This is a genomic window from Rathayibacter sp. VKM Ac-2759, assembly GCF_009834225.1.
In the GTDB taxonomy this organism is placed as follows: Bacteria; Actinomycetota; Actinomycetes; order Actinomycetales; family Microbacteriaceae; genus Rathayibacter.
Map to the genome: position 1 here is coordinate 3,738,674 of NZ_CP047176.1, position 22,290 is coordinate 3,760,963.

Consider the following 22,290-nt stretch of genomic DNA (forward strand, 5'->3'; position numbering starts at 1 on the left):
ACGCCCAGTGCGACAACTCCTGCGTTCTCGACGCGCGGGGTGAGCGAGCGCGACGTGTGCAAGACTGTTCATATGAACAAGCGTTCAGAGGAGTGGTAGCCATGGGTGCAGGGCACTCGCACGGAGTCGGCGGCCACGCCGGATCCGCGGCCTCGCGCCACCGGCGCCCCCTCGTCATCGCGTTCGCCCTGACCGCGGCGTACATGATCGTCGAGTTCGTGGTCGGCTTCAGCACCGGCTCGCTCGCCCTCATCTCGGACGCCGCCCACATGGGCACTGACGTCATCGCCCTCGGCATGTCGATCGCCGCGATCTCGCTCGCCGCCCGCCCCGCCGCGAAGAGCCGCACCTACGGCTCCTACCGCCTCGAAGTGCTCGCCGCGCTCGCGAACGGCCTGCTGCTCTTCGGCGTCGCCGGCTTCGTGATCGTGGAGGCGGTGCGCCGCTTCGCCGAGCCGCCCGCGGTTCCCGGCGCACCCCTCCTGATCACCGCGATCGCGGGCCTGGCGGTCAATCTGGTGAGCCTCCGCCTGCTGTCGGTCGGCGCGAGGGAGAGCATCACGCTCCGCGGCGCCTCGCTCGAAGTGCTCGGCGACGCGCTGGGCTCGGTCGGCGTCATCGTCGCGGCGATCGTGCTGATGACCACCGGCTGGGCGTGGGCCGACCCGATCGTCGGCGTGCTGATCGGGCTGCTGATCCTGCCGCGCACCTGGTCGCTGACCCGCCAGGCCCTCGGCATCCTGATGGAGTCGGCGCCCGCCCACGTCGACCTCGCCGCCGTGGAGCGCGACGTGTGCGCGGTGCCGGGCGTGCTGGCGATGCACGACCTGCACGTCTGGACCATCACCTCCGGCATGGAGAGCGCGAGCGGTCACATCGTGGTCGCCCCGGACGCCGACTACCGCACGGCGCTCAGCGCGGTGCTCGCGGTTCTGCGGGAGGATCATGGCATCGACCACGCGACGATCCAGTGCGAGCCGGAGGAGTTCCCGGAGAAGACGCACCGGGCCTGAGCGCCGCCCCTCGTCCCGCCCGATCCTCGCCTCCGGAGCCCCCATGCCAGCCGACACCCCCCGCCCGCACGGCGACGAGGCGCGCACCGGGCTCCCCTCCGACGCCGCGATCGCCGACCTGGCCGACGTCTTCGGGCTGCTCGGCGACCCGGGGCGGATGCGGATCCTGCTCGCCCTGCTCGGCGGCCCCCTCCGGGTGAACGAGCTCTCGGACCGCAGCGGACTCAGCCCCTCCGCGACCTCGCACGCCCTGCGGCTGCTGCGCTCGCACCGCGTCGTGGAGGCGCACCGCGAGGGCCGCACCGCCGAGTACGCGCTCGCCGACGAGCACGTGCGCGACTTCCTCGAGCTCGGCCTCGCCCACGTCGGCCACACCGTCCTGGTGCACACGGTCGCCGCCCCCTCCCCCGACGCACCCGCGGAGGCGTGCGACCCGCCCGCGCACCCCTGACCGCGCCCACTCCGCAAGAGTTGTCGCACTCGACCACCCAATGCGACAACTCCTGCGCACTCGCTCGGGCCACCGCCCTGCACACGCCCACTCCGCAGGAGTTGTCGCACTCGACCACCCAGTACGACAACTCCTGCGTTCTCGCTCGGGCCACCGCCCTGCACGCACCCACTCCGCAAGAGTTGTCGCACTCGACCACCCAGTACGACAACTTCTGCGTTCTCGCTCGAGCCACCCGCCCTCGCGCGCACCCACTCCGCAGGTGTTGTCGCACTCGACCACCCAATACGACAACTCCTGCGCACTCGCGCACCGAGCCATCCGGAGGCGCACCCGCGCCCCCCGGCCGCACCGCGCACGCACCTTCCGCTTGTTGACGTGAACATGTAGGGTCGGCCCCTGAGCGTGTTCACGTGAACACACTCGACTTTCACAGGCGAAAGAGAGACCGCATCAATGTCGATGTCCGCGAGAAGACTCGCCGCGCTCGCCACGAGCGCCGCCCTGGCTGCCGGAGCGCTGCTCGCAGTGCCCGCCGCCGCAGCACCCGCCCAGGCGGCCGACGCGTTCCGGATCACCCCCAACCCCGCCACCGCGGGTGAGGCCTACGAGGGCTGGGGCACCAGCCTCGTCTGGTTCGCCAACGCGACCGGGAACTACCCCGAGGCCCTCCGCGAGGAGCTCTACCAGAAGGTGTTCGGCGAGGACGGCCTCGATCTGAACATCGCGCGCTACAACATCGGCGGCGGCAACGCCTCCGACGTGAAGGACTACCTGCGCCCCGGCGGCGCGGTCGAGGGCTGGTGGAAGCCCGACACGACCGGCGCGCAGTACAGCGGGACCACGACGAACCTCGCCGACCGCGACGCCCTGCTCGCGAAGTGGAACGCCGACGACCCCGCCTCCTACGACTGGACCGCCGACGAGACGCAGCGCTGGTGGGTCGAGAAGCTCGCCGAGGAGCAGCAGATCTCGCACTGGGAGGCGTTCGCCAACTCCGCCCCGTACTTCATGACCGAGAGCGGCTACGTCTCCGGAGGCTTCAACGCCTCGAGCGAGCAGCTCAAGCCCGCCGCCGAGCAGCAGTTCGCGAAGTACCTCGTGAACGTCACCGAGCACCTCGAGGACGAGTACGGCATCGAGTTCGACACGCTCGACCCCTTCAACGAGCCGAACACCAACTACTGGGGCACGCAGCTCACCAACGGCGTCCCGACCGGCGGACGGCAGGAGGGCATGCACATGGGCCCGACCCGCCAGGCCGACCTGATCCCCGACGTGGCCGCCGCGCTCGACGCCTCGACCACCGACGCCGGCCTCGCCGCGATGGACGAGACCAACCCCAGCATCTTCAAGACCAACTGGGCCGCCTACTCCGCTGCGGTCCGCGCCGAGGTCGACCGGATGAACGTGCACACCTACGGCACCTCGGACCGCCTCGCCGTGCGCGACCTCTCGAAGCAGGCCGACACCGACCTGTGGATGAGCGAGATCGAGGGCAACTGGGTCTCGGGCTACGACCCGGTCAACATCGAGAACGGCCTCGGCATCGCGAGCCGCATCACCGACGACCTCCGCGAGCTCGAGCCGAAGGCCTGGGTGCTCTGGCAGCCGGTCGAGGACCTCTACAACATGAGCCCGAAGGGCGAGAACCTCAACTGGGGCTCGATCTTCATCGACCTCGACTGCAAGCCGTACCAGGAGGGCGGCCAGGAGGTCTGGAAGTCGGCCCGTCGCGTCGCCGACGCCGGGGGCGACTCCACCAAGGCCCCGGTCTGCGGAGTCGAGACCAACTCGAAGTTCAACACCATCCGCAACTTCACCAAGTTCATCCACGAGGGCGACCGCCTGATGTCGGTGAACGGCACCGCCAGCACCGCCGCCGTCCGCGCCGACGGCTCGGGCGCGACCATCGTGCACAGCAACAGCGCCACGACCTCGCAGACGATCACGCTCGACCTCTCGCGCTTCGGCACGATCGCCGAGGGCGCGAAGGTCACCCCGTACGTCACGACGCAGGCCTCCTCGGCCGCCGCGCCCACGAGCAACGCGCTCGTGCAGAAGACCGCGGTCGTCATCGACCGGGAGTCGCGCACCGCGACGGTCACCGTGCCCGCCAAGTCGGTCACCACCTTCGCGATCGACGGAGTGTCGGGAGTCGCCGACTCCGCCCCCGCCCTGCGCGACGGCCACCACTACCAGCTGGTCGGCACGCAGAGCGGCAAGGCCCTGACCGCGACGACCACCGGAGCCGCGACCACGATCACGACGCTCGCCACCGACTCCACCGCCGCCGCGAAGCAGAACTGGACGGTGCACGAGGTGCCCGCCGGCGAGCGCGAGGCCACCCGCCGCGTCGTCCTGCAGACCAGCGACGGTCGGGTCCTCGGCGCGACGACCTCCGGGACCGACCTGCGCTCGGTCTCGGTCGACTCGGCGAAGGGCGCGGCCGCGACCCGCTGGATCGTCAACTCGACCGACGGCGTGAACTTCACGCTCGTCAACGAGGCGCTCGCCCAGTCGCTCGACGTCAACCAGGCCTCGAGCGCCGAGAACACCACGGTCGGCGTCTACGGGTCCAACGGCGGAGCGAACCAGTCGTGGACCCTCCGCGATCTGGCCCCGGCCGCGACGCAGACGGTCGCCGTCCGCACCACCGTGGGCGTCGCTCCGACCCTGCCCGCGAGCATCACCCCGCAGTACTCGTGGGGAGCGGGCTCGCCGGTCGCCGTCACCTGGCAGCGCCCGGCCGACTCGGCCTACGGCACCGCCGGACGCGTCGAGGTGAAGGGCACGGCGACCGACCTGTTCGGCCAGTCGATCCCCGTCACCGCGCTCGTCGACGTCGGCGGGCTGACCGCGACCGACCCGGTCTCGGTGACCGTCGCCTCCGGAGCGAGCGTCGCGGGAGTGAAGGCCGCCGCCCCCACCACCGTGCCCGCCCGCGTCGGCGCCTCGACCAGCACCTTCGCGGTGCCGGTCACCTGGGACTGGACGCCGCTCACCTCGGCCTCCCTCGCCCAGCCCGGCTCGGTGACGGTCCCGGGCACCGCGACCGCCGACGGCGCCACGCTGCCGGCGACCCTCACGGTGCTGGTCACCGCGGGCACGCTCCGCAACTTCAACCCCGATGCGGGCATCGTCGCCACGGCGACGTCGTCCGAGTCGGGCTACGGACCGGAGCGCACCCGCAACGGCGTCGACGGAGACAAGGGCTGGTCGAACTGGGTCAGCGGCACCAAGGCCGCGCAGAGCACCCTGACCTACACCTTCCCCGCGACCCGTCAGGTGCAGCAGGCGACGGTGCAGTTCCTGCGCGACGGAGGCACCAGCTGGGCGCAGACCTACCAGCTGCAGTACCAGGGCGCCGAGGGCGGCACGTGGACCTCGGTCCCCGGCTACGAGTCCGCGGTGGCGCTGGCGTCGCCCGCCGACGGCACGGCGCCGATGATCTCGGCCACGTTCGCCCCGGTCACGGCCAAGGCCTTCCGCGTCGTGATGAACGCGTATGCCAACACGCACCTCATCGTGTCCGAGGTGAAGCTGTTCGAGTCGGTCGCCTCGCCCGCCGCGGTCAGCACCCTCGGGGCGCTGCGCGTGAACGGAGTCGGCGTCGCCGGCTTCGACCCCGCCCGCACCTCGTACGCGGTGACCGTCGAGGGCACGACGATGCCGGTGATCACCGCGGTGGCCACCGACTCGGCGGCGAAGGTGCGCGTCACCCAGCCGACCAGCGCGAACGGCGGAGTCGCCTCCATCGCCGTGACCGCGGCCGACGGCTCGGCGACCACCACGACGACGGTGACGGTGACGCTGAAGCAGCCCGCCGCCCTCGCCGTCGCGGTGACCGCGACGACCCGCTGCATCGCCGGCAAGGTGACGCTGACGGTGACGGCGCAGAACAACGCGGCCGTGCCGGTGTCGATGACGATCGCCTCGGCCCACGGGTCGAAGGAGTTCACCGGAGTCGCCCCCGGCAAGAACGCCAGCGCCGCCTTCTCGACGCGCGCCGCCTCGGTGCCCGCCGGCGAGGCGACGGTCACGGCGACCGGCACCGTCGACGGCAAGACCGTCACCACGGTGGTCCCGGCCGCGTACGCCGCGCGCAGCTGCAGCTGACGCACGGCCCCTCGTGACCGCCTCCGCCCTCCGGGGTGGGGGCGGTCACGTCGTTGTCGGGGCGCCCGCCCTGTGGGGCGCGCCCCTCGCCCGCTGGTCGAGTAGCCGCCGGAGGCGGCGTATCGAGACCCACCACGGCCAGAAGAAGCGTCGTCAGACCTCACCATCCGCACTCGGTGGATCTCGATACGCCCGCTCCGCGGGCTACTCGATCAGCAGGCGGGGGGACGGCGTCAGTGCGCCTCGACCGGCTTCCCGCGCTTGAGCAGCCGCGAGACGCCCGTGATCACGGCGACGACGATCAGCCCGAGCACGAGGCCGAACACCATCGAGACGGCGGTGTCCGCGAGCCAGACCACGATCGGGCCGGCGCCCTCGACGGCGTGCGTGACGACGTGCACGAGGTCCTCGGGAGCGTGCCAGAACGTCTCGGCCAGGTTCGAGATCACGAGGTGCCCGCCGACCCACAGCATGGCGAGCGTGCCGATGATGCTGATGCCGCGGAAGACGGCCGGCATCGACGCGACGATGCGCGCGCCGGTGCGGCGGACTCCGCGCGCCGCGTTCTTCATCAGGCGCAGGCCCATGTCGTCGATCTTCACGAGCAGCGCGACCGCGCCGTAGACGAGCAGCGTCATCCCGAGGCCGACCACGGCGAGCGCGCCGAGCGTGCCTCCGAAGCCGAGGTCGGTGTCGAGGCCGTCGAGCGCGATCAGCATGATCTCGGTGCTCAGGATGAGGTCGGTGCGGATCGCGCCGAAGACGAGCTTCTTCTCGTCCCGCGCCTCCGTCTCGCCGGCCTGGTGGTGCACGCCGAACCACTCCAGCACCTTCTCGGCGCCCTCGAAGCAGAGGAACGTGCCGCCGATGATCAGCAGGTAGGGCAGCACCCACGGCGCGAACGACGAGAGCAGCAGCGCCAGCGGGATGATGATGACGAACTTGTTGAAGAGGCTGCCGAGCGCGATCCTCCACACCACGGGCAGCTCGCGCGCGGGCGTGAGCCCCTGCACGTACTGCGGGGTGACGGCCGCGTCGTCGATGACGACACCCGCCGTCTTCGCGCTCGCCTTCAGGGCGGCGGTGAGGATGTCATCGACAACCGCGAGCAGGCCGACCGACATGTGCGACTCCTTGGATTAGGTCCGGGTGAGAGGGCTCACAGTATCGCGGGCGCACGGCCTCGCCGGTGCGGGACCCCGCCTCCAGACGTGCAGGGATCTCGATACGCCCGCTGCGCGAGCTGCGGGCTCGATCAGGAGGGGAGTCGACGCCCGTCATGACTCTCGTGCCGCCCTGCCCTGTCCGAGCCTGCTGGTCGAGCGGCCCGCGGGTTGTTCCTCCACAGCCCCTCCGAGGCGCGAGTCGTCCCGTTCCGGCGCACTCGCCGCTCCGGTGTCGGTGCTCCCCGCTTCACTGTTCGTATGCCAGTTGCAGCAGATGAACGACCCGCGGAGGCGTCACTCGACGCGATCCGCGAGGGCGCCGACGACATCGGCCGGCTCGCCCGTGCCGCGTCGCGGGATCTGCTCGCTGCCGCCGAGCGGCTCTACGCGGTGTATCGGGCAGCGCTCGCGATCCCGCTCGCCTTCGCCCGCGGCGGCCTATCGAGCAGAGAGTCGAGCGACCTCGTCGAGCGATCGATCCGCGCCGAGCTCGCGGTCGGGTCGGGGGTATCGGAGCGCGAACTGTCCCGCGAGCTCGAACGCGCTCATCTGCTGGTCGAAGACCTGCCGTCGACCCGTGCGGCTCTCGCGGCCGCGCGGATCCGGTGGCGGGCGGCCGAGGTGATCTGCGCGGTCGCCGCACTGCTGCCGAAAGAGTCGCTCGCCGAGTTCGACGAGCGCGCCTCCGAGCTCGCGCTCTCGAAGACCCCGACCCAGCTGCGACGCGCAGTGGACCGCCTCCGCGACGAACTCCACGACCAACCCCTCGAGAAGCGGCACGCTCGCGCGAGAGAGGACCGCGGCGTCCGGCTCACCCCCGAGATCGACGGGATGGCGACCCTGTCCGCGTACCTCCCCGCGCCGGTCGCAGTCGGCGTGTACAACCGCCTCGACCGCATCGCCCGCACCCTCCGCGACGGCGACGGTACTGACGGAGACGAGCGGACCCTCGCGCAGCTGCGCGCCGATGCGCTCACCGATCTGCTCTGCGACGGTGACATCTCCGGCACCACCCCGGTCAGCGACGGCACAGAGGCTCCGCCGACCTTCGTCCTCGGCGTGCGCGCCGACGTGCGCCTCACACTCGCCGCCAGCACCGCCGCCGGACTCGACGACGCCCAGGCCGACCTCGACGGCTACGGCCCCATCCCCGCCGGCACCGCCCGTCACCTCATCGGGATCGCAGCCACCTTCACCCGCGTCCTCACCGATCCGGAGACCGGCACCGTCACCTCCGTCGGACGCACCCACCGCGTCCCACCCCCGCAGATGCGCCTCCACCTGCACTTGCGCGATCAGACCTGCCGCTTCCCCGGCTGCACCCGGCCCGCCTCCACCGCCGAGGCCGACCACACCCTCGAGTGGCGCAACGGAGGCGACACCTCCCTCCAGAATCTCGCCTCCCTCTGCACCGCCCACCACCACGTCCGCCACGGCGACCGCTGGACCTATCGCCTCCATCCCGACGGGACAGCCGACTGGACCACCCCCACCGGACGCCACGTCACCACCCGTTCACCCGCCCTCCCTGGGCGGCCCTCCGCCCCACCTCCTCGCTTCGACGACGCCGCACCGCCGTTCTGAGCGCCGAGAGAAGATCCCCGGTCAGGCTCCTCCTCCGCTGGAGCGCGCATGCCCACCGGGAAGAGATCCCCGCGAGCCTGCTGGTCGAGTAGCCGCCGCCGGCGGCGTATCGAGACCCCGCCACCATCAGCAGATCCGACCGTCGATGCGGCCTTCCGACGGGGTCGCTCTCGTGCTGCCCTTCTCCGTCACCACCGAGACGCGAAGCGGCTCGTCACTCCGTCGCCGCGTCGTACACCGCCAGCAGCCGGTCGAGGAACGCGAGCACGGTCGCGCGCTCTCCCTCGTCGAGGCTCGCGACCAGATCCTCGACGCCCTCGATCAGCGGAGCCACCCGCTCCTGCGCCAGCGCGGCCGAGCTCTCGGACGCGGTGACGACGAGCTTGCGCCCGTCGGACGGGTGGCGGTCGCGCCGCACGTGGCCCGCCGCCTCCAGCCGGTTGAGCACCAGGGTCGTGGCGGCCGTGGAGATGTCGAGCCGGCGCGCGAGCTCGGTGGGGGTCAGCGGCCCCGCTCCGAGCAGGTGCGTCATCGCGCCGAGGCCCACCGGATCGACCGCGAGGGTGCGCGAGAGCGAGCGCTCGAAGTCGCGCTGCCGCTCCGTCACCTGGCGCACCCGCGTGCGGATGCCGTGGTCGGCGGAGTCGGCGGTGTCGGCGGTGTCGGTCACACCCCCAGAGTACCCGTGTATATTGCCAATCTCATTGATTATCAACGGAGGCAACAATGCCGCGCATCCTCATCTCCGGCGCCAGCATCGCCGGGCCCGCTCTCGCGTTCTGGCTGGATCGCTACGGCTACGAGACGACGATCGTCGAGCGCGCCCCCGAGTTGCGCCTTGGCGGGCAGAACGTCGACGTCCGGGGCGCCGGCCGCGAGGTCGCCCGCCGCATGGGCCTCGAGGACGACATCCGCGCCGCGACCACCGGAGAGGTCGGCACCCGCTTCGTCGGCCGCGACGGACGGACGCTGGCCGAGTTCCCGGCCGGCACCTCCGACTCGGGAGGCGCCACCGCCGAGCTCGAGATCCTGCGCGGCGATCTCGCCCAGCTCCTCGTCGACCGCACCGCCGAGAGCACCGAGTACCGCTTCGGCGACCGCATCGTCGCGACCGAGGACGACGGCGACGGCGTGACCGCCTCCTTCGACACCGCCCCCGACGAGCGCTTCGACCTCGTGATCGCCGCCGACGGCATCGGATCGAGCACCCGCCGCCTCGTCTTCGGCGACGAGCCCGGGATCCGCTCGCTCGGGCTCGAGACCTCGTACGCGACCATCCCCCGCACCGCCGCCGACGACGACTGGTGGCGCTGGTACAGCGCGGCGCGCGGGCGCAGCATCACCCTCCGCCCCGACCCGTACGGCACCCTGCGCGTCGCGCTCTCGTACCTGACCGAGCGCAGCGCCGAGCGCCGCTCCGTCGACGAGCAGCGGGCGCGACTGCGCGAGGTCTTCGCCGACGCGGGCTGGGAGGCGGAGCGCGTGCTCGCGGGCGTCGACGCCTCCGACGACCTGTACTTCGAGTCGATCGGGCAGGTGCGCGCACCGCGCTGGTCGAGCGGACGCGTGGCGCTCGTCGGCGACGCGGCGTACTGCGCGTCGCCGGTCAGCGGGATGGGCACGAGCCTGTCGATCGCGGGCGCGTACGTGCTCGCCGGCGAGCTCGCGGCGCACGTCGACCACCGCGACGGCCTCGCGGGCTACGAGCGCCGGATGCGTCCCTACGTCGATCAGGCGCAGACGCTGCCGCCGGGCACCCCGCGTCTGGCCCACCCGGTGTCACGGGCCGGAGTCGCCGCCTTCGGTCTCGCGGTGAGGCTCGCCGCCTCGCCGGTCGGTTCCCGCCTGGCGGCGCGGTTCGCGACTCCGCCGGCCGAGGCGATCGACCTGCCCGACTACGCGCACCTGGAGCGCTGAGGCGCGTCAGGCGCGCGCCGGCCCCGTGCTCTCGCGCACCACGAGCCCGGTCGGGATGAGCGTCACGCCGCTGCGCTCGCCCGACTCGAGCTCGCGCAGCAGGATGTCGACCGAGCGGCGCCCGGTGTCGCCGAAGAACTGGCGCACGGTGGTCAGCGGCGGCCAGAAGCACGCCGACTCCTCCATGTCGTCGAAGCCGACGACGCTCACGTCTCCCGGCACCGCGCGCCCCGCCTCGTGCAGCGCCCGCAGCACGCCGAGCGCCATCTGGTCGTTCGCGGCGAAGATCGCGGTCACCGAGGGGTCGGCGGCGAGCTCCCGGCCGATGCGGTACCCGGAGGCGCTCGACCAGTCGCCGACGAGGACCTCCGGGACGGGGGCCCCGGCCGCCCGCAGCGTCGACTCCCACGTCTCGCGGCGGCGCTCGGCCGAGTAGGAGCGCTCGGGGCCGGCGATGTGCCAGACCGTCCGGTGCCCCAGCTCGAGCAGGTACTCGACGGCCCGTCGGGCGCCCGAGACCTGGTCGGTGTCGACGACCGGGTACTTGTCGCCTCCGGCCGAGTCGACGACGACGACGGGCAGCTCGGGCGGCAGGACGATGTCGGTCTCGTCGAGCAGGTGGGCCTCGACGATGATGATGACGCCGTCGACCGCCTCCTCGCTCAGCCGGTGGAACGCCACCGAGACCTCGCCCTGGGTGGGGTGCGAGACGGGGATGAGGGTGATGGAGTAGCCCGCGTCCGCCGCGGCGATCGCGATCGCGTCGAGGGTGCGCATGTTGCCGAACGACGACAGCGTGAACATGATCACGCCGATGCTGTGGAAGCGGCCGGTGCGCAGGGCCCGGGCCGCGCTGTTGGGCCGGTAGCCCAGGGCGCGCATCGCCTCGAGCACGCGCTCGCGGGTCTCGGTGTCGACGTTCTGCTTGCCGTTGGACACGCGGGAGACCGTCTGGCCCGAGACGTTGGCGCGGCGGGCGACGTCGGCCATCGACACCCCGCGGCGGCGCGGGGCGGATCCGACTGCGGCGTTCGTCTCGATGGCCATGGCCCCCCAAAATAGCGCTTTGCACAACATACGCGTCGGGCGCGTCGTCCCGCAGTTCCCGCCCGTCGGCTGTCGCGCGTGTTGACGTCATCATGCTACGGTGTGGCTCTGCCATGTTGACGTGAACATGCGCCCCCACCCCGAACGGAATCCCCAGATGACGACGACGTCTCCCCCTGTGCCGCTGCGCGAGGTCACCCCTCCGGCGAGCCCCCTCGCCGTCCCGCGCTCGCGGGCGAAGAGCGAGTGGAAGGGCCTCGCCTTCGTGGCGCCCTTCCTGGTCGTGTTCGTGCTCGTCTTCATCGCGCCGGTCGTGTACTCGATCTACCTCAGCCTGTTCCGCGAGCAGCTCGTCGGCGGCAACGCCTTCGTGGGCCTGCAGAACTACATCACGCTGTTCGGCGACTCCAACTTCTGGGAGGGCTTCGGACGCGTCCTGCTCTTCCTGGTCGTCCAGGTGCCGATCATGCTCGTCCTCGCGCTGATCGCGGCCCTCGCCATCGACAGCGGGCGCCTGCACGGCACCGGGTTCTTCCGCATCGTCGTCTTCCTCCCCTACGCCGTCCCGGCCGTCGTGGCCGTGCTGATGTGGGGGTTCATCTACGGCGACAACTTCGGCCTCGCCGCCAACGTCAACGACCTGCTCGGCTCCGACGTCGTCCAGCCGTTCTCGCGCGATTGGATCCTCGCCTCCATCGGCAACATCGTCACCTGGGAGTTCGTGGGCTACAACATGCTCATCTTCTACTCCGCGCTCAAGACGATCCCCGGCGAGCTGTACGAGGCCGCCGAGATCGACGGCGCGGGAGCGATGCGCGTCATCACCTCGATCAAGCTCCCGGCGCTGCGCGGGGCGATCGTCATCGCCACGATCTTCTCGATCATCGGCAGCTTCCAGCTGTTCAACGAGCCCAACATCCTCCGGACGCTGGCTCCGAACATCATCACCACCTACTTCACGCCGAACATGTACGCCTACAACCTGTCCTTCGCCGGTCAGCAGTACAACGCGTCGGCCACGGTCGCGATCGTCATGGGAGTGATCACCGCCGTGATCGCCTACGTCGTCCAGCTCCGCGGCGCGCGGAAGGAGAACTGATGGCCCTCGCGACCGCTCCCCGATCCACCGCCCCGAGGCGCTCCTCCGCAGCCAGGAGCGCGGCCCGCCGCGGCTCCTCGGTCCAGCCCAGGAAGTCGATCGCCTTCACCCTCCTGATGTCGGCGTTCATCCTCTACAGCCTCGTGCCGCTGGCCTGGCTGGTCATCAACTCCACCAAGACGCAGGCGGGCCTGCTCTCGAGCTTCGGCCTCTGGTTCGACGGCGACTTCGTCTTCTTCCAGAACATCGCCGAGACGCTGACCTACCGCGACGGCATCTTCCTCCGCTGGCTCGGCAACACCCTCCTCTACGTCGTGGTCGGTGCCGGAGGCGCGACGCTGCTCGCCACGCTCGCCGGCTACGGACTCGCCAAGTTCCGCTTCACCGGCCGCAAGGCGGTCTTCGCGGTCGTCCTCGGCGCGATCGCCGTGCCCGGCACCGCGCTCGCCGTCCCGACGTTCCTCATGTTCAGCCAGCTCGGCCTCACCAACACCCCGTGGGCGATCATCATCCCCTCGCTGATCAGCCCCTTCGGGCTGTACCTGGTCTGGGTGTACGCGGTCGAGTCGGTGCCCACCGAGTTGCTCGAAGCGGCGCGGATGGACGGGGCGGGCGAGTTCCGCACCTTCTTCACCATCTCCATCCGCCTGCTCGCCCCCGGCATCGTGACGGTGCTGCTGTTCTCGGTCGTCGCGACCTGGAACAACTACTTCCTGCCGCTGATCATGCTGAGCGACCCCTCCTGGTACCCGCTGACCGTGGGCCTGAACCAGTGGAACGCGCAGGCCACCGGCGTCAGCGCGCAGCCGATCTACAACCTGGTGATCACCGGCTCCCTGCTCACGATCATCCCCATCGTCGTCGCCTTCCTCGGACTCCAGCGCTTCTGGCAGTCGGGGCTCAGCGCCGGAAGCGTCAAGGGCTGAGGCCCTCCCCCTACCCCATCCCCGGTCGGAGCGTCCTGCCCCGCACCACCCACAGCACGAAGAAGTGAAGGGAACCACCATGAAGATCGCCCGCTCCGCCCTCCGGCGGACCCTGACGGTCGTGGCCGCCGCGGCACTCGCCGCCGGCTCGCTCGCCGCCTGCTCCTCCGGCTCCGGAGGCGGCACCTCCTCCGGCGGCACCGGCACTGCGGCCGACCTCGACGCCGCGCTCGAGGCCGGCGGCAAGATCACCTACTGGAGCTGGACCCCCAGCGCCGAGGCCCAGGTCGCCGCGTTCGAGAAGGCGTACCCGAAGGTCGACGTCGAGCTGGTCAACGCCGGCACGAACAAGGACGAGTACACCAAGCTCGAGAACGCGATCAAGGCCGGCTCGGGCGCCCCCGACGTCGTGCAGATCGAGTACTACGCCATGCCGCAGTTCGCGCTGTCGGACTCGCTGCTCGACCTGTCGCAGTACGGCATGGGCGACCTCGAGGACAAGTACAGCGCCTCCACCTGGGGCAGCGTCAACATCGACGGCAAGCTCGTCGGCCTCCCCCAGGACTCGGGCCCCATGGCGCTGTTCTACAACAAGACCGTCTTCGACCAGTACGGCATCGCGGTCCCGGCCACGTGGGACGAGTACGTCGCCGCGGCCGAGAAGCTGCACACCGCCGACCCGTCGAAGTACATCACCGCCGACACCGGCGACGCCGGCTTCGCGACCAGCATGATCTGGCAGGCGGGCGGCGAGCCGTTCACCACCGACGGCACCGACGTCACCGTGGACCTCGCCGACGAGGGCACCCAGAAGTGGACCGGAGTCTGGAACCAGCTCATCGAGAAGAAGCTCCTCTCGGACACCCCCGCGTGGGGCGACGAGTGGTACAAGGGCCTCGCCGACGGCTCGATCGCCTCGCTCGTGACCGGTGCGTGGATGCCCGGCGTCCTCGAGTCCAGCGTCCCCGACGCCAGCGGCGACTGGGCCGTCGCGCCCATCCCGACCTACGACGGCACCGCCGTCAGCGCCGAGAACGGCGGAGGCGGCCAGTCGGTCACCTCGCAGAGCGAGAACCCGGCGCTGGCCGCCGCGTTCCTGCGCTGGCTGAACAGCGACGAGGAGTCGGTCGACGTGTTCCTGCAGTCCGGCGGCTTCCCGTCGACGACCGCGGACCTCGAGAGCTCGGACTTCACCGGTCAGGAGTCGGAGTACTTCGGCGGCCAGAAGATCAACGAGGTGCTGACCCAGGCCTCGAAGGACGTCCGCTCCGGCTGGTCGTACCTGCCCTACCAGGTCTACGCGAACAGCGTCTTCGGTGACACCGTCGGCCAGGCGTACGCCAACGGCACCAGCCTCGACGACGGCCTCGCCGAGTGGCAGAGCAAGCTCGTGCAGTACGGCAACGAGCAGGGCTTCACCGTCTCGGAGTAGCACTCACCACGGCGAGGCCGGTCGGATCAGCGCATCCGGCCGGCCTCGCCGCGTCTCACCGCTCGGCGACTCGAGCGCACCGATCCTGAGGGGGATCCCGCATGACCACCGCTCGCTTCGCCATCGGCGCCACTGATTTCGAGCTCGACGGCCGCCCGCACCGCATCCTGTCGGGGGCGCTGCACTACTTCCGCATCCACCCGGACCTCTGGGCCGACCGCATCCACAAGGCGCGGCTGATGGGGCTCAACACCATCGAGACCTACGTCGCCTGGAACGCGCACGAGCCCCAGCGCGGCTCCTGGCGCGCCGACGACGGGCTCGACCTCGGCCGGTTCCTCGACCTCGTCGCCGCCGAGGGCATGCACGCGGTGGTGCGCCCAGGCCCCTACATCTGCGCGGAGTGGGACAACGGCGGGCTCCCCGCCTGGCTGTTCCGCGACCCCGAGGTGGGCGTGCGCCGCTCGGAGCCCCACTACCTCGAGGCCGTGAGCGACTACCTCCGCCGGGTCTACGAGATCGTCGCGCCGCGGCAGATCGATGTCGGCGGGCCGGTCGTGCTGGTGCAGATCGAGAACGAGTACGGCGCGTACGGCTCCGACAAGGAGTACCTCGCCGAGCTGGTCCGCGTGACCCGCGACGCCGGCATCACGGTGCCCCTCACGACGATCGACCAGCCGACTCCGCAGATGCTCGCCGACGGCAGCCTCCCCGGTCTGCACCTGACCGGCTCGTTCGGCTCGCGCACGCCCGAGCGCCTCGCGACCCTCCGCGAGTTCCAGCCCACCGGACCGCTGATGTGCATGGAGTTCTGGTGCGGCTGGTTCGACGACTGGGGCACCCAGCACCACACCACCGACGCCGACGCCTCCGCCCGCGAGCTCGACGCCCTGCTCGCCGTGGGCGGCTCGGTCAACATCTACATGTTCCACGGAGGCACCAACTTCGGTCTCACGAGCGGCGCCAACGACAAGGGCCGCTACGCCGCGATCACGACGAGCTACGACTACGACGCGCCGCTCGACGAGGGCGGCGACCCGACGGCCAAGTTCTGGGCGTTCCGCGAGGTCATCGCCCGCTACGCGCCGGTCCCCGCCGAGGTGCCGTCGGTGAAGGCACCGGCGCCCGCGCTGACCGCGCCGCTCGTCCCCGGGCCCGCGCTGCTCGGGCTCGACGCGGCCTTCGGGCCCGCCACGCGGCTCGAGGCGATGGCGAGCTTCGACGAGCTCGAGCACGACGACGGATTCGTGCTGTTCCAGACGACGCTCGCCGCCGGTGAGGCTCCCGCACGCCTCGTCGTCGGCGAGGAGGTGCGCGACCGCGCCTGGGTGCTGCTCGACGGTGCGCCGATCGGCGTGCTCGCGCGCGACAACCACGAGCGCGCGCTGACGCTGCCGCGCGGGCACGGCGAGCTCGCGATCCTGGTCGAGAACCAGGGCCGGGTGAACTACGGCACGCGGATCGGCGAGCACAAGGGCCTGATCGGCGGCGTGCGGCTCGACGGGGTCGAGCTCACCGGATGGACCGCGCGACCGCTCGCGCTGCCGTGCGTGCCCGAGATCGCGGTCGCCGCCTCCGCCTTCGCCGCGGGGCCGGGCCTCGCCTCCGGAGCCTTCGAGCTCGACGAGCCGGCCGACCTGCACCTCGACACCCTGCACTGGGGCAAGGGCCTCGTCTGGGTGAACGGCTTCCTGCTCGGCCGGTACTGGCGCCGCGGGCCGCAGCGCACGCTGATCGTGCCGGCGCCGGTGACGCGCGCGGGCCGCAACGAGGTCGTCGTGCTCGAGCTCGAGGCGATCGCGGAGCCGGAGATCCGGCTGCTCGCGGCGGCGGAGCTGGGTCACACCGAGGTGTGACCAGGGCCGGACCGGGTGGGGTCCGGCCCGTCCCGCCCTGGTAGCCTCGACCGGCTCGCGGCGATGCGCCGCGGAGCGGAGGGGGGACGACATGACGAGGACGACGACACGGGCCGGGCTGGCGCTCGCGGGGGCGGCGCTGCTGGCCCTCGCGGGCTGCACGGCCGCCGATCCGGAGCCGACCTCGGAGGCGCTGCCGCAGCACACCGCCGCCGAGCTCACGACGGTCTTCGACGGGATCCAGTTCGTGCCCGACCAGTACGCGAGCACCTCCGCGATGCTCGAGTCGATCTACCCGGGTCTGACCGCCACCGACGTCTCGTGCCTCGCCCCGTTCGGTGCCGGCTGGGACACGGACGACACGCTCGGCGACTCCGCCGTCACCTTCGGCACCAGCACCGACCGCTCGATGACCGCGGTCGTGGCGAGCACCGGCGACGCCGACACCGCCTCCGCGCTGGTGGGCGACGCCGAGGACGCCCTCGAGCGCTGCGCCGACGGCTCGGAGCTGTTCGCGATGCAGGGGGTGCCGGTCGAGACGACCGTCGAGCAGACGCAGCCCACGCTGACGGGCACCGACGACGCGCTCGGCTGGACGGTCACGGGAGACGTCGGCGGCGCGCCGTTCACGCTCGTCGGCATCACGGCGCGGGTCGGCGGCGACGTGATCGCCCTGGTCGGCTGGGACCCGACGACGAACGCGTCGTACGTGCCGCAGGCGACGCAGCTCTTCGTCGACGCGCTGTAGGGGCGCGCACTCGCCCCGCTCCGCCCGCCGCGACTCCTCAAGAGTTGTCGTACTCGGCGGTCGAGTACGACAACTCTCGGACTCTCGCGCGAGGCAGTGCCTCCGGGCAGAGGTCCACCCGCGAGACCGCAGAAGTTGTCGCACTCGGCGTCGAACGCGACAACTCTTGGACACTGGGCGCGCCACTCCGGATCCGGCTGCCGCGACTCCTCAGGAGTTGTCGCACTCGACGCCCAGTGCGACAACTCTTGGACACTCGACGAGGCATCCAGCGGGAGGCGCGTCAAGTCAGCCACGAGAGCGCGCCACCGTGCGGGGCGGCGCACGCGAGCGGCACCCCGTCGGCCGCGAGCACGAACGGAGTCGGCACCGGCGCGGACAGGTCGGCCCGCGCGGCCGCGATCCGCGGGAGCAGCGCCTCCGCCTCGAGCGTGACCAGGCTCGCCCCGCCTGCCTCGACCGCCGCCAGCACCCGCTCGCGAGACGCCCGCGGCAGGTACACGAGCGTGCCGAGCGACACGACGACCGCCCGCAGCCCGGGCGGCACCGCGTCGAGCAGAAGCGGCAGCGCCTCCGCCGCGTCCCCCGCGACGATCTTCGGAGGGTCCTCCCGCAGCACCTCGACAGCGGCCCGCAGCCGCGCGGTCCGCTCCGGCCGGTCCGGCGGCAGCAGCGCCTCCAGCCACGCGCGATCCTCGGCCGAGCGCACGTCGAGCGGCCGCAGGTCGACCCCGCGGCGCCAGACGACGTTCGGGAGGCGCGTGGGGGCGCCTCCACCCGTCACCTCGCAGCGCAGCAGCGGCCCGCCCCGGCCCAGCCTCGTCTCGACCCCCTCGGCCGAGAACGCGTACGCGTAGCGCTCGGGCGCGAGGCAGAGCCCGGCGGAGGCGCCCACCTCGATCAGCGCGATCGGCTCGTCGGGCGCGGTGATCCGCTCGAGCGCGGCGACCAGGGGGGCAGAGCGCAGCGCCTCGTTCGTCTGCGTCAGCCGCTCGGCCGCGACCGGCGCCACCCGCGGCCACTCGTCGCGCAGCCAGCCGACCAGATCCGCCGGCGCCCCGAGGAGCCTCGCCACCGAGAAGATCAGCGACGGCTGCCGGTGCGCCCGCGGCAGCTCGTCGATGAGCGCGATCAGCGCGTCGTCGTCGGCGACGGCGAGCGCCCACTCGACCTGCAGCTCCGAGGTCTGCGCGAGCTCGACGGCGGCGCGGCGGTACCAGTCGGCGGTCTCTCCCATCCGACCATCCTGCCCGTCGCCCCGCTCGCCGCGGTGAGCGCACCCTCCTCGCCGACCCGGGTCCTCTCACCTCCGGGCGGGTCGCGTTCAGCCTCCGCCCGGCCGTCTTCGCAAAGCGGATAGCACTCACCGACCCCCGAGCAGGGGGCCTACCGTGTCATCAGGGCCGGGAGACCGGCCGACCGCCCTGCTCCCCGACCGCCCGGCACGCGGCACCGGGAGCATCGTCGCCCGCGTCTCGGGCGCCTCTCGAGGTCGGCTCATCCGACCCGCTCAGCCTCACGACCGGCATCCGCCGGCACCCTCCCCGTCGCGGCGGACCACCCCCGCGACACCCCTCACAGATCGGCGGCTCCGCACATGGGCGCACTCCTCTACGGCACTCCTGCCACCTCGCACGAGATCGACGACCGCGCTCTCGCGCACCTGCAGATCGTGATGGTCAACAAGTTCCGTCGCAGCGAGGCCTTCGCCTTCCAGCTCGACGCCTCCAGCGCGCACGGCACGGGCCGGCAGACCCTCTGGCTGCACCCCGCCATCCCGCTGCAGTTCTCGTTCAACGGGAGCCGCATGCCGGCGATCAACCCCGAGTGGGTCCGCGCGCTGATGGACGAGGCCAACAGCGGCCGCGGCCTGCGCATCCTCCCCGAGCCCGCTCAGCAGCCCGCGTCGAGCGGGCTCACGACAGCGGCCTGACGACGAGCATCCCGATGCGAGCCGTCGGGAGCACAGCGAGTCGGAGGGGGACACGATGACGCACACGACGGAACGACCCGGGGACGACGGCCAGTGGGCACCCGACTTCCTGCAGCTCGGCGGCCACGACCAGGCCGAGGCGGGCTTCGAGTGCTCGACGACCAGCGGAGGAGTCTCCGGCGCACTGAGCGTGGTCGACGGCCGACTGGTGCTCAGCCAGGTCGGCTCGACGATGAGCTTCCGCGCGCGGGATGTGCTCGGCTGGTGGGACACCTCCTCCGGCAGCACCTTCTCGCTCGCGATCGAGACCGGCGCGCGGCACACGCTCGTGCTGCTGTCGGAGTTCCGCGGCGCGACCGTGCACGCCATGACCCGGGCGTTCGGCCCCCGCCGACCGCTGGATGGTTTATCCGCTTAACGAACTGCGGGCTCCCGCTCTCGACCTCGCGGCGTGCCGCATGGGATTCTGATCCGCGATGGACGAACCGAGCGGCGAAGTCATCCGCTCCGAGATCGGCGGGCGGGACATCGATGACGCGCGCGCGCTCTTCGAGGACGTCTACAACGGCCACCGCTTCCTCGTCGAGCCGAGCGAGGACTTCTCCTACCGCTACACGGCGGTCGGCGACGGCGACGTCACCCTCCGGGGGAGCCACTTCGCCGGCTCGGTGAAGGGCCGCGTCCAGACCGAGGGCGAATACGTCGTCGCCTGGCTCACCGCCGGCGAGGGCGTCAGCGACCTCGACGGCGATCCGATGCAGATGCGCTACGGGCAGCCCACCGTCTGGGCCAACGACCGGCCGGCCGCCTTCGAGGTGCGCGACTACCGCCAGAACCTCATCCACTTCGACGGCTCCTACCTCGAGGGCGTCGCCGACGAGGTCGAGGGCACCGGAGGCGGCCCCCTGCTCTTCGACACCACCGCGCGCCCCGAGGGCGAGGCCCTGCGCCGCTGGTCGGCCACCGTCGCGACGGTCGCCCGCGTCATCTACGACGCCGACAGCTCCGCGGTCCTGAGGCAGGAGGCGAACCGCGCCATCGCGGTCGCCCTCCTCGACACGTTCCCGCACGAGGCGCTCAGCGCGCCCGGCGACCTGCGCGTGCCTCGCAGCGGACGCCTGCGCCAGGCGGTCGAGTTCCTGTACGCGAACGCGCACCTGCCACTGCGCACCGAGGCGGTCGCGGAGGCGGCGGGCGTGAGCCTGCGCACCCTGCAGTCCGAGTTCCGCCGCGAGTTCGGCTTCACGGCGGTCGACTACCTGCGCCGCATCCGCCTCGACGCCGTGCGCAAGGAGCTGCGCGCCGGGGCTCCCGGAGTGGTCAGCGTCTCGGAGGTCGCGCGCCGCTGGGGGTTCGCGCACCTGGGCCGCTTCTCGGCGACGTACGCGCACCGCTTCGGCGAGCGCCCGAGCACGACCCTCGAGTCGTAGGCGCTCGCGTTGCGCGAATGAGGCCGGACGTCCGATCGCGGCGTCTCGGCCTCACTTGAGCAGGCGTTCCCGCCGTGCCGCGACCGGTTCGAGCTCCTCGACGGCCGTCCCCTGCTCGAGCACGATGTCGATGCGGACGGGCAGCTCAGCGTCGATGCCGCTCGGCACGTCGAACACGAAGCTCCAGAGCGCGGCGTCCTCCTGGCAGCCGCGGGGCCCCGTCGGCAGCACCTCGGTCCGAATGCGCAGCGCGTCGGCGGCGAGCACGTCCAGCGCCGCCGGCACAGTGGGGCAGTTGCCGCTGCCGGTGATGGTCACCTCGAATCCCGTTCCGTCGTCGAGCCAGCGCGCACGGCTCTCCCTGTACGCCTCGACTCCGCCCCGGTAGAAGGCACGGTAGACGGCGCCCTCGGAGGCGGGCGCCGTGGCCCCGAAGGGCGTCGGCGGCGACAGCCGCTCCGGCGCCTCGGCTCGAGCGCAGCCGAGCATCATCAGTCCGACTCCGCACACTCCGGCCAGGATCACCGCACGCCCCCGCATGCGGGCCAGCCTAGGCCGCATGCTCCCTCCCCACCCGGACAGAGCGGACCGCCTCCGCACTCGCCTCCGGTGGTGGGGTCTCGATACGCCGCCTGCGGCGACTACTCGACCAGCAGGCTGAGCGCACAGCCCCTGCTGATCGAGCCCTCGCGGCGGGCTGGGCGCACAACGCGCTCCCCTGCTGACGCTCGCGGGTCTCGCTGCGCCGCCGGCCCCTCACTCCTCCGCGCCGCCGACCGGCGTGCGGTTGAGGGTGCAGGCCTGGTCGCTGCCCACGACGTCGCCGACCATCACCGTGATCGGTGCCGTGCAGGGATCCCGGCGGCCTGCTCCGATGGTGAGCACGCGTCGCGGGTCCTGCTAGAAAAGTCGGGTGATCGACGTGCGCAGACGGATGACGGGTGTGCTGGGTCTCGCGGTGCTCGCGACCTCCGCGGTGACGGCCTGCACGGCGAGCTCGGTGGACTCGGGCGGCGAGGCGTCGGCCGTCTCCTCCGCGACGTCGGCTGCCGCCCCCGACCCGTCGACATCGGCTGCCGCGCTCGCCGCCTCGGAAGCGCCGGAGCCCGAGCCCGAGCAGAGCGCCGAGGACGGCTTCCGCGACTGGCTCGCCGCCTCCCGCGCTCCGGACGCCGCCTCGGCCTGCGCCGGGCTCTCGCCGCAGCTCGCGGCGCGGATGGTGGCCGAGATGAACGACACCGGGCCCCTCCACGTCGAGAGCTGCGACGCGATGATCACCGCCACGGCGGAGCTCTACCGCGCGACCGGCCAGAGCGCCGAGGTCGACATCACGGTGCAGCAGGAGACCGCGACCGACGCCACCCTCTTCGTCACGTACCTCTCCTCCGGAGACTGCGGCACCGTCGTGATGACGCGCCCCTCGACCTCGTGGATCATCACCGAGCAGTCCGAGGAGTGCGCCGCCTGACGCCGATCGTCGATCGGTCACGAACGGTCGCCTCGGCGGCCTCGGGGCAGCCGTCCGCGACGGATCGCATAGCCTACGAGCGGAGCGCCGTCGCTCCGGCA

20 protein-coding genes are annotated in these 22,290 nt (G+C 71.9%); 14 read left to right on the plus strand and 6 right to left on the minus strand.

Annotation, left to right across the window (positions count from 1 at the left end; translation table 11 throughout):
- The first annotated feature begins 101 nt into the window (after positions 1-101).
- The 3 genes from GSU68_RS17345 to GSU68_RS17355 all read left to right on the plus strand — a co-directional run bounded on the left by GSU68_RS17345 (position 102) and on the right by GSU68_RS17355 (position 5,583).
- Positions 102-1,013 (plus strand): cation diffusion facilitator family transporter, encoded by a 912-nt coding sequence (locus GSU68_RS17345; RefSeq protein ID WP_159909884.1) that lies wholly within the window; start codon positions 102-104, stop codon positions 1,011-1,013.
- 43 nt (positions 1,014-1,056) lie between these two features.
- On the plus strand, positions 1,057-1,464 hold the full coding sequence (locus tag GSU68_RS17350) for a metalloregulator ArsR/SmtB family transcription factor (protein ID WP_159909885.1): 408 nt from the start codon (positions 1,057-1,059) through the stop codon (positions 1,462-1,464).
- Positions 1,465-1,926: 462 nt separating this feature from the next.
- On the plus strand, positions 1,927-5,583 hold the full coding sequence (locus GSU68_RS17355) for a glycoside hydrolase (protein WP_159909886.1): 3,657 nt from the start codon (positions 1,927-1,929) through the stop codon (positions 5,581-5,583).
- Between the two features lie 233 nt (positions 5,584-5,816).
- Here the strand turns inward: GSU68_RS17355 and GSU68_RS17360 are convergent, their stop codons facing one another.
- On the minus strand, positions 5,817-6,707 hold the full coding sequence (locus GSU68_RS17360; RefSeq protein ID WP_159909887.1) for a DUF808 domain-containing protein: 891 nt from the start codon (positions 6,705-6,707) through the stop codon (positions 5,817-5,819).
- A 300-nt stretch (positions 6,708-7,007) separates the two neighbouring features.
- On the opposite strand from GSU68_RS17360, the gene GSU68_RS17365 reads away from it, so the two are divergent.
- Positions 7,008-8,333, plus strand: coding sequence for an HNH endonuclease signature motif containing protein (locus GSU68_RS17365; RefSeq protein WP_159909888.1), 1,326 nt, complete (start codon positions 7,008-7,010; stop codon positions 8,331-8,333).
- 214 nt (positions 8,334-8,547) lie between these two features.
- On the opposite strand, the gene GSU68_RS17370 is transcribed toward GSU68_RS17365, so the two are convergent.
- Positions 8,548-9,003, minus strand: coding sequence for a MarR family transcriptional regulator (locus GSU68_RS17370; RefSeq protein ID WP_244259326.1), 456 nt, complete (start codon positions 9,001-9,003; stop codon positions 8,548-8,550).
- Positions 9,004-9,059: 56 nt separating this feature from the next.
- Here GSU68_RS17370 and GSU68_RS17375 point away from each other — a divergent pair, with 56 nt between their 5' ends.
- The gene (locus GSU68_RS17375; RefSeq protein ID WP_159909889.1) at positions 9,060-10,250 is read left to right on the plus strand and encodes an FAD-dependent monooxygenase; all 1,191 of its coding nucleotides are present in this window, start codon (positions 9,060-9,062) and stop codon (positions 10,248-10,250) included.
- A gap of 6 nt (positions 10,251-10,256) precedes the next feature.
- Here GSU68_RS17375 and GSU68_RS17380 read toward each other — a convergent pair whose 3' ends face one another.
- The gene (locus tag GSU68_RS17380; RefSeq protein WP_159909890.1) at positions 10,257-11,297 is read right to left on the minus strand and encodes a LacI family DNA-binding transcriptional regulator; all 1,041 of its coding nucleotides are present in this window, start codon (positions 11,295-11,297) and stop codon (positions 10,257-10,259) included.
- Positions 11,298-11,454: 157 nt separating this feature from the next.
- Here GSU68_RS17380 and GSU68_RS17385 point away from each other — a divergent pair, with 157 nt between their 5' ends.
- From GSU68_RS17385 to GSU68_RS17405, 5 genes are all read left to right on the plus strand, one after another.
- Positions 11,455-12,396 carry a sugar ABC transporter permease gene (locus GSU68_RS17385; RefSeq protein WP_159909891.1) on the plus strand — a complete coding sequence of 314 codons (942 nt, stop codon included), beginning with the start codon at positions 11,455-11,457 and terminating at the stop codon, positions 12,394-12,396.
- On the plus strand, positions 12,396-13,322 hold the full coding sequence (locus tag GSU68_RS17390) for a carbohydrate ABC transporter permease (protein WP_159909892.1): 927 nt from the start codon (positions 12,396-12,398) through the stop codon (positions 13,320-13,322). The genes GSU68_RS17385 and GSU68_RS17390 overlap by 1 nt, the downstream gene beginning before the upstream one ends.
- Positions 13,323-13,401: 79 nt before the next feature.
- Positions 13,402-14,754: a sugar ABC transporter substrate-binding protein gene (locus tag GSU68_RS17395; protein ID WP_159909893.1), complete on the plus strand. Its 1,353-nt coding sequence runs from the start codon at positions 13,402-13,404 to the stop codon at positions 14,752-14,754.
- 101 nt (positions 14,755-14,855) lie between these two features.
- Positions 14,856-16,610 carry a beta-galactosidase family protein gene (locus tag GSU68_RS17400; protein ID WP_159909894.1) on the plus strand — a complete coding sequence of 585 codons (1,755 nt, stop codon included), beginning with the start codon at positions 14,856-14,858 and terminating at the stop codon, positions 16,608-16,610.
- Between the two features lie 91 nt (positions 16,611-16,701).
- Positions 16,702-17,358, plus strand: a complete 657-nt coding sequence (locus tag GSU68_RS17405) for a hypothetical protein (protein ID WP_159909895.1) — start codon at positions 16,702-16,704, stop codon at positions 17,356-17,358.
- A 283-nt stretch (positions 17,359-17,641) separates the two neighbouring features.
- Here GSU68_RS17405 and GSU68_RS17410 read toward each other — a convergent pair whose 3' ends face one another.
- Positions 17,642-18,595 carry a DUF2332 domain-containing protein gene (locus GSU68_RS17410; RefSeq protein ID WP_159909896.1) on the minus strand — a complete coding sequence of 318 codons (954 nt, stop codon included), beginning with the start codon at positions 18,593-18,595 and terminating at the stop codon, positions 17,642-17,644.
- A 360-nt stretch (positions 18,596-18,955) separates the two neighbouring features.
- Here GSU68_RS17410 and GSU68_RS17415 point away from each other — a divergent pair, with 360 nt between their 5' ends.
- The 3 genes from GSU68_RS17415 to GSU68_RS17425 are packed head-to-tail and all read left to right on the plus strand — an operon-like array spanning position 18,956 to position 20,721.
- On the plus strand, positions 18,956-19,291 hold the full coding sequence (locus GSU68_RS17415; RefSeq protein ID WP_159909897.1) for an ATP-dependent DNA ligase: 336 nt from the start codon (positions 18,956-18,958) through the stop codon (positions 19,289-19,291).
- Between the two features lie 55 nt (positions 19,292-19,346).
- Positions 19,347-19,709, plus strand: a complete 363-nt coding sequence (locus GSU68_RS17420) for a hypothetical protein (RefSeq protein ID WP_159909898.1) — start codon at positions 19,347-19,349, stop codon at positions 19,707-19,709.
- A 58-nt stretch (positions 19,710-19,767) separates the two neighbouring features.
- Positions 19,768-20,721, plus strand: coding sequence for a helix-turn-helix transcriptional regulator (locus GSU68_RS17425; protein WP_159909899.1), 954 nt, complete (start codon positions 19,768-19,770; stop codon positions 20,719-20,721).
- 51 nt (positions 20,722-20,772) lie between these two features.
- Here GSU68_RS17425 and GSU68_RS17430 read toward each other — a convergent pair whose 3' ends face one another.
- Both GSU68_RS17430 and GSU68_RS20105 read right to left on the minus strand, forming a co-directional pair.
- A complete protein-coding gene (locus GSU68_RS17430; protein WP_159909900.1) occupies positions 20,773-21,261 on the minus strand; it encodes a hypothetical protein in 489 nt (162 codons plus the stop codon).
- Positions 21,262-21,477: 216 nt separating this feature from the next.
- Positions 21,478-21,606, minus strand: a complete 129-nt coding sequence (locus GSU68_RS20105; protein WP_279631043.1) for a hypothetical protein — start codon at positions 21,604-21,606, stop codon at positions 21,478-21,480.
- 28 nt (positions 21,607-21,634) lie between these two features.
- Between GSU68_RS20105 and GSU68_RS17435 the strand changes: the two genes are divergently transcribed.
- Positions 21,635-22,189, plus strand: coding sequence for a hypothetical protein (locus GSU68_RS17435; protein WP_244259327.1), 555 nt, complete (start codon positions 21,635-21,637; stop codon positions 22,187-22,189).
- Positions 22,190-22,290: the final 101 nt, after the last annotated feature.